This is a genomic window from Rhizobacter sp. (assembly GCA_021153565.1).
In the GTDB taxonomy this organism is placed as follows: domain Bacteria; phylum Pseudomonadota; class Gammaproteobacteria; order Burkholderiales; family Burkholderiaceae_C; genus Albitalea.
In genome coordinates this window covers 1-6637 of record JAJKJU010000261.1, presented here as the reverse complement: position 1 = coordinate 6637, position 6637 = coordinate 1, and the positions used below count along the sequence as shown (strand labels likewise).

General features: G+C 61.3%; 6 protein-coding genes and 1 other RNA gene. 6 read left to right on the top strand and 1 reads right to left on the bottom strand.

Translation table 11 applies throughout. The annotated features are described in order from the left end of the window. The 3 genes from ssrA to AC30NL_RS16785 all read left to right on the top strand — a co-directional run. Window positions 1-348: a transfer-messenger RNA gene (gene ssrA, locus AC30NL_RS16795) on the top strand; the annotation flags it as partial. A gap of 135 nt (window positions 349-483) precedes the next feature. Continuing rightward, the gene (locus tag AC30NL_RS16790) at window positions 484-726 is read left to right on the top strand and encodes a reverse transcriptase domain-containing protein (protein ID WP_489465142.1); all 243 of its coding nucleotides are present in this window, start codon (window positions 484-486) and stop codon (window positions 724-726) included. Window positions 727-992: 266 nt separating this feature from the next. Further along, window positions 993-1640, top strand: a complete 648-nt coding sequence (locus AC30NL_RS16785) for a PEP-CTERM sorting domain-containing protein (RefSeq protein ID WP_489465141.1) — start codon at window positions 993-995, stop codon at window positions 1638-1640. A 187-nt stretch (window positions 1641-1827) separates the two neighbouring features. Here AC30NL_RS16785 and AC30NL_RS16780 read toward each other — a convergent pair whose 3' ends face one another. Further along, complete coding sequence (locus tag AC30NL_RS16780; RefSeq protein WP_489465140.1) at window positions 1828-3501, bottom strand: Na/Pi cotransporter family protein; 1674 nt, start codon at window positions 3499-3501, stop codon at window positions 1828-1830. 90 nt (window positions 3502-3591) lie between these two features. On the opposite strand from AC30NL_RS16780, the gene AC30NL_RS16775 reads away from it, so the two are divergent. The 3 genes from AC30NL_RS16775 (at window position 3592) to AC30NL_RS16765 (ending at window position 6299) form a co-directional block, all read left to right on the top strand. Continuing rightward, window positions 3592-4404: a TIGR00266 family protein gene (locus tag AC30NL_RS16775; RefSeq protein ID WP_489465139.1), complete on the top strand. Its 813-nt coding sequence runs from the start codon at window positions 3592-3594 to the stop codon at window positions 4402-4404. Beyond that, window positions 4404-5279, top strand: coding sequence for an EI24 domain-containing protein (locus tag AC30NL_RS16770; RefSeq protein WP_489465138.1), 876 nt, complete (start codon window positions 4404-4406; stop codon window positions 5277-5279). Before AC30NL_RS16775 ends, AC30NL_RS16770 begins: the two co-directional genes overlap by 1 nt. Before the next feature lie 225 nt (window positions 5280-5504). Further along, a complete protein-coding gene (locus AC30NL_RS16765) occupies window positions 5505-6299 on the top strand; it encodes a competence/damage-inducible protein A (protein WP_489465137.1) in 795 nt (264 codons plus the stop codon). Window positions 6300-6637 lie beyond the last annotated feature (338 nt).

Genomic DNA, 6637 nt, shown 5'->3' with positions numbered 1-6637 from the left:
GGTGCGGAGTTGGAACAGGGCATGCCGAGGGCCAGTCACCTCGTAAATCCATCTGGAACAAAGTAACTGCGAACGACTCTTCGTACGCCCTCGCCGCTTAATACCGGTGAGCTTCGCAACGGTTGGCCGATGGGCCGGGCTTGAGGGGCAACCCAAGAGCTGCGAAGTCATACACATTGGCTCGCTCTGAGTTGGGTCACTCAGCACAGGGCTAAATCAAGTGACTCGGGGTGAACGCAGCGTGCTCTTGCGCGGCGGTCATTTTTAAAACCAAATCAATGAGCTAAGCATGTAGATCTGCCCGATGATGGCTTGCGGACGGGGGTTCGATTCCCCCCGGCTCCACCAAGACAACGCCTGGGAAAAACACGCCCTTGGACTTAAGGTCCAGGGGCGTTTTTCTTGGTGCGCCCAGCATGGGCGCACACCTGCGGCTGCAAGTCCCGCGTTGATGCGCGCGCTGCACAAGCACACCAGTGACAGCTGGGTGCGCCGGCGGAACTGGCCGATGGTCAGACGCAGGCGCGTGCGCTGGGCACACCACAAGGCGGGGTGATCAGTCCTCTGCTGGCCAACCTGTTCCTGCACTACGTGTTCGACCGCTGGATGCAGCGCCATCATCCCGACGTACCGTTTGAGCGGTACGCTGACGATGGTGTGTGTGGACCTGCGCTGACGAGCCCAAGTCATCATCGTAGCCAAGGTCAAGAACTGGGCAATGGTTAGTGAACGTGAAAAGTGTTGCGACAAGGCTGGCACTCTTTCCATCCGTTCCAAGGACAAAAACAGTCGGGTGGAAGGCCCAAGCTTTCACTCGAGGCCAGACAAATCCACGACAATTTTCGGGCCCGTCGAGCCGCGGTTTTCGAGTACCGAGCAGTTGCACGATTGACCCACGGCGACCTCTAATAAGGGGGCAGAAAGCGTTGCATTTAGGCTAGGCTCGCGCGTCCGCGGCATCCCTGCCGGCTCGCCACTGTAGGAACTTTCGAATGAAAAAGAAACTCGCGAAACTGACTTTGCTGTCCGCGCTCGGTTGCATCGGATATGTCCAGGATGCACTCGCCGTCGACGTGAAATTCGGATTCACATTCCTCGACGCCGATGCCAAGGTGCAGGGCTACTTCATCGTCGACGACTCGGTGCTTCCGACCATCTATAACGGCGGTCTTCCTCCAGTCAACGACGGGTTCATCGACTTCAACAAGGTTCATGGAATCAGTCTGCGCTACTCGGCAGGCGAGCTCGCCGAGGGGGGGGGCGACTTCACGCTAGCTGACTATTCGTCGCTGCGCTGGACGAGCGATGTCCCTTTGGATTTCTACACCGACGTGCCGCCTGCCGGAAACGACATAGCATGGCAGTGGGGCCTCGCAAGCCCGACGGGATGCGGAAGTGGGCAGACCACCAGAAATGCGTTTGCGTTCGGTCGAGCCCCAGGCAGTTCGGCTCCCACTGAAGTCGGCTCCACTTGCATGGCCGGCACGAATCCATCCGTTCTGCGCCAACCCTCCCTCCTTAGCCTGTATCTCGACACCAACTACGTCCCCGCAGCTGCCGTTCCGGAGCCGTCCACCTACGGATTGATGTTTGCGGGCCTGGGCGCGCTGTGGTTCGGAACACGTCGACGCAAATCGTGAATGCCGACTGCCGCCGGTCAACACCGGACGCGCTTGACGACCGGAGGAGTGCGTTGCGGGTTGGTTAAAGACGAACTCGCGCGGCAAATGGCGGAAGCTGGCTTGCCTGTGGTCATGCACGCTGGCGATTGGGCGATCGAAGGCATTCCCGCACGAATCACTTGCTCTCATCGCTCAGCCGACGATTTCACTCGGTCACATCGGGAGGCAAAGCGGCAAAGCGTGATTGACGAATGCGCGTCTGCGACAAGGCGCCTGCCGATTCGAGAATCGGGTATGCAATCGAGCAGATGTGTGAGTTGATGCGCTTCAAGTCGCTGATCAGATCGAGGTGAAGTGAACTCGTTTCGATGCTTTGTGCGGTGTTGTCGCGCAATCTCGAGATGTGGCTGGCCGCGTACTCGTGCTCCATGTCGCGAAAGCGTGCCTTCTCTTCGAGCAGCTTCTTCGCGTCGCGTACATGCCCGTCCAGAAACACGCTCATGCCCAGCCGGAGATTGGCCATCAGCCGTTCGTGCAGCGTGACGATCTCGGCCATGCCTGCGTCCGAGAAGCTGCGGTTCTTGCGGATCTTCTTGTCTTCCACATCCTGCAGCACGCGCTCGATGATGTCACCAATCTGCTCCATGTTGATGGTGAAGGACACGATGTCCGTCCAGCGCCGGCTTTCGCGCTCCGACAGCGACTCGCGCGAGATCTGTGTGAGGTAGAACTTGATCGCCGAATACAACTCGTCGACCGTGTCGTCCATGCGGCGCAGCTGTTCCGCCAAGGCAAGGTCGTTGTTGCGGATGACGGGCAAGATGCCGCGCAGCATCGTCTCTGCCACGTCCGCCTGATGCAGTGCTTCCCGTGCTGCGCAACTGATGGCAAGCGATGGGGTGGCAAGTGCCGATGGGTCCAGGTGCCGCGGTCGCTCGGTGCCCGATCCCACTCGGGGCGCCGGCAACAACTTTTCGGCGGTTCGTGCCACCACGCTGGTCAGGGCAATGAAGATCGCCGCGATGGCGACGTTGAACCCGAAATGGAAGGCCACCACTTGCTCGTGGACCATGGGCAAGTACAGCTGTAGGAGGCCGCGGGCTTCCGGGAGAAGAGGGACAGCAATCAGCGCACCCCCAGCCTTGAACAGGAAGTTGCCCACCGGCAGCCGCCGAACCTGTGGCGATGCGCCGCTCGTGGCCAGGATGGCCAGCAAGCCGCTGCCGAGGTTGGCTCCCAGCACGAGACCCAGCGCCACGTCGACCGGAAGGATGCCCGAGGCCGCCAGCGTGGCGGTAAGCAGAACGATCGCGAGACTGGAATAGGCAAGGACCGTCAGCACAGCACCCACCACGATGTCGAGCAGCACGTCGCTGGGCAAGGCCACCAGCAGCGCGCGGACTGCGGGCGATTCGGTGAGCGGCCGCGTGGCCTCCACGATCAGGTGCAGTGCGAGCGTGATGAGCCCGAGTCCTATCAACACCCGGCCGATCCGCCCGGCAGTGGTGTCTTGACGGGTGATGAAGGTCACAACACCGACGAAAATGAGCAAGGGCGAAAGCCACGACAGGTCGAAGGAAAACACGACCGCCATCAGACTGCTGCCCACATCGGCGCCGAGCATCACGGCCAACGCGGCAGCGGTGGTGACGATGCCTTTGCCAACGAAGGACGCGACGATGAGGCAGGTGGCCGTGCTCGACTGCACGATGCTCGTCACGCCCATTCCTGCGATCAGCGCGCTGAGCCGGTTGCTGAAGCTTTTTGCCAGCACCTGGCGTAGGTTCTCGCCGAAGACGCGCAGCACGCCAGTGCGCACGATGTGCGTTCCCCACACCAGAAGCGAAATCGCTGCGAGCAGGTTCAGGAGGTGCAGCATGTCCGGGGCAGGTCTCCGCGGCGCGACGCGCCTATGTCGTGAAGCCATCATAGGACGCTAACATCTATCCATTCAGACACGGGGTGATTCATGGCCATGGATGTAGTCGACTTTGAGATCAAGGGTTCGGAAATGCAGTTCGTGGAGGTCGAACTCGATCCGGGAGAGGCGGCAGTCGGTGAAGCAGGCAGCATGATGTTCATGGATGCCGGCATCGCCATGGATACGGTGTTTGGCGACGGGTCCGCCGGCCAGGTCGGCTTCCTCGGCAAGCTGCTAGGTGCGGGCAAGCGCCTCGTGACGGGTGAGTCGCTGTTCACGACGGTCTATACCAATCAATCGTCGACCAAGTTGCGCGTAGCCTTCGCTGCGCCGTATCCCGGAAAAATTCTTCCTATGGACTTGAGGCAGTTGGGCGGCACGCTCATCTGCCAGAAAGACGCTTTCCTCTGCGCTGCGCGCGGGGTGTCGCTGGGCATCTATTTCCAGCAGAAGATGTCGGTGGGCTTTTTTGGCGGCGAAGGCTTCGTCATGCAAAAGCTCGAGGGCAACGGGCTCGCCTTCGTTCACGCTGGCGGTACGGTGGACAAGCGTGAGTTGCGCCCCGGGCAAACGCTCTTGATCGACACCGGCTGCATCGTGGCGATGACGCCGAACGTGAACTTCGAGATTCAGTACGTCGGCAAGGTGAAAACGGCGCTCTTCGGTGGCGAAGGGCTCTTCTTCGCAAAGGTGACGGGCCCGGGCACGGTGTGGCTGCAAAGCTTGCCCTTCTCGCGGCTCGCCTCTCGCGTGTTCGCTGCGGCGCCGCAGCACGGCGGCTCACGAGAAGAAGGCTCGCTGCTCGGCGGCTTCGGCGCAGGCGGTTTGCTCGCTGGCGTACTGGGCGGCGACGACGATTGATGTCTGCTTCTGTTTCCGTGTCAAGGCTCGCCGATTCGTGCTGGCGGGCAGCCGCCTATTGCCTGCATCCGACCGTCATCGCGCTGTCGTTCCTTCCGGTGCTGCTGATGGGAGCGTTGGCGTGGTTTTTGGCTCTCTACTTCTGGGTGCCGGCGCTCGACGCGGTGCAAACCACGCTCGGGTCGTGGCAACTCGTCAAGGTGATGGAGTCGTGGCTCGGGAGCGCCGGCCTGTCGAACGTGCGGACGATGCTCTCGCAGCTCATCGTGATGGTGATCGCGACGCCTGTCATCGTCATCGGCTCGCTACTGCTCGTGGCCGCGATGATGGCGCCGTGGATGCTCAAGCTCGTGGCGAAGCGGCGCTTCCCCACGCTCGAGCAGCTTCGTGGCGGCTCCATCCTCGGCGGTGTGGTCGGCGCGCTGTGGGTCACGCTGCTCGCCGTTTTCGCACTCATCATCACCATCCCTCTGTGGCTCATTCCGCCGCTGGTTCTCGTCCTTCCGCCCTTGATCTGGGGTTGGCTGACCTTTCGCGTGATGAGCTATGACGTGCTCGCCGATCACGCAAGCCGCGAGGAGCGGCGCGAGATCATCAAGGCGCATCGCTTCCCGCTCATCGCCATGGGCGTGCTCACGGGTTATGTCAGCGCGCTGCCGTCGATGATTTGGGGATTCGGACTCGCGCTTATCTGGGCACCATACGTCGTGCTGATGGCGATCTGGACCTACACACTCGTTTTTGCGTTCTCTGCGCTCTGGTTCAGCCACTACCTGCTGTCGGCGCTAGCCGATCTACGCGAGTCGCGGGCTCGCGATGAGGCGGTGGGGACACCCGTCAATGCGAACGATGCCTTAGGACATGGCCCGGAATAAGTTCCCGTTTTGCGGGTGCTGGGCGGGATGCGATGCAAGGCGCTCCGAGCGCCGTGTGGCGAGCCACACAAGTGAGGAGCAACGCCGCAGCGCGCCTGCCCAGCACCCGCAAAACGGGAAGTTGTTTCGGGCCATGTCCTTACTACTCGGATCTGTCCAGCCCATGCCTCCCGCGCTTCCTCCCGCGTGACCCCACTCCATTCACACGCAACAACGGAGGTGCATATGAATTTCGGACTCATCATCGTGGGCGACGAAATCCTCTCGGGCAAGCGTGCCGACATGCATATGCCCAAGGCGATCGAATTGCTTGCCGCACGCGGGCTTGTGCTGTCGTGGGCGCATTACGTTGGCGACGAACCGGCTCGCATCATTGCTGACTTGCGCGACGCCTTCGAGAGCGGCGACGTGGTCTTTTCCTGCGGTGGCATCGGCGCAACGCCGGATGATCACACGCGCCAGTGTGCAGCGGCAGCACTGGGCCGCAAGTTGGTCATGCATCCGGAAGCGAAAGTGCTCATCACCCAACGTGCCAGGCAGATGGCGGCAGAGCAGGGCAAGACGCTCGATGAGAGCCACCCCGACATGCACCGAAGATTACAGATGGGCGTGTTCCCGGAGGGCGCGCAGATCGTTCCGAATCCATTCAACGGGATCCCCGGCTTCTCGGTTGAGGATGTGCACTTCGTTCCCGGCTTTCCGGTGATGGCCCATCCAATGATCGAATTGCTGCTCGACACCCGCTACGCACACCTGCATCGTCAGGACGCTTGGCAGGAGCGCTCGGTCATCGTGTACGGATCGATGGAGGCCACTCTCACGCCTCTCATGGAGCAGATCGAGGCGCAATTCCCCGGGGTCAAGGTGTTCAGCCTGCCGAGCATGGATCATCCCGTGCACGGTCGGCACATCGAACTCGGCGTAAAAGGCATGCCTGCGCAGCTTGATGCGGCCTACCCGTTGCTCCTCGCCGGACTGGCGGCCTACGGCGTCAAGTTTGGCCCCGAATTGGTGCGATGAACGCCAAACAATTGCACCATCATGGCGCAAACATACGTTCTACGACGGCAAATTTTCGCGAAACAGGCGCCCGGTTCGGGCTTCGCGCCGTCGGTGCACCCCCTCGGAGCGTCCATGGAAAAGCCTGGGGTTGCCGGCATGGTTTCTGCTACATTCCTGTGCGCATTTTTGAGGCACTCGTCCTTTCGTGCCTTGCCGATGGCGTCCCACACCACCCCAACACTAATAGCGTCCCGCTAGGAGATTTTGATGGCAGCCAAGACCGTCGCCGACGTGATGAAGTTGGTGTCGGAAAACGAAGTCAAGTTCGTCGACTTCCGCTTCACCGACACCCGCGG

Excerpts from the sequence above, each read along its gene's own strand:
- AC30NL_RS16770 (WP_489465138.1), top strand. The coding sequence starts at position 4,404 with ATGTCTGCTTCTGTTTCCGTGTCAAGGCTCGCCGATTCGTGCTGGCGG.
- AC30NL_RS16775 (WP_489465139.1), top strand. The coding sequence starts at position 3,592 with ATGGCCATGGATGTAGTCGACTTTGAGATCAAGGGTTCGGAAATGCAG.
- AC30NL_RS16780 (WP_489465140.1), bottom strand. The coding sequence starts at position 3,501 with ATGCTGCACCTCCTGAACCTGCTCGCAGCGATTTCGCTTCTGGTGTGG.
- AC30NL_RS16765 (WP_489465137.1), top strand. The coding sequence starts at position 5,505 with ATGAATTTCGGACTCATCATCGTGGGCGACGAAATCCTCTCGGGCAAG.
- AC30NL_RS16785 (WP_489465141.1), top strand. The coding sequence starts at position 993 with ATGAAAAAGAAACTCGCGAAACTGACTTTGCTGTCCGCGCTCGGTTGC.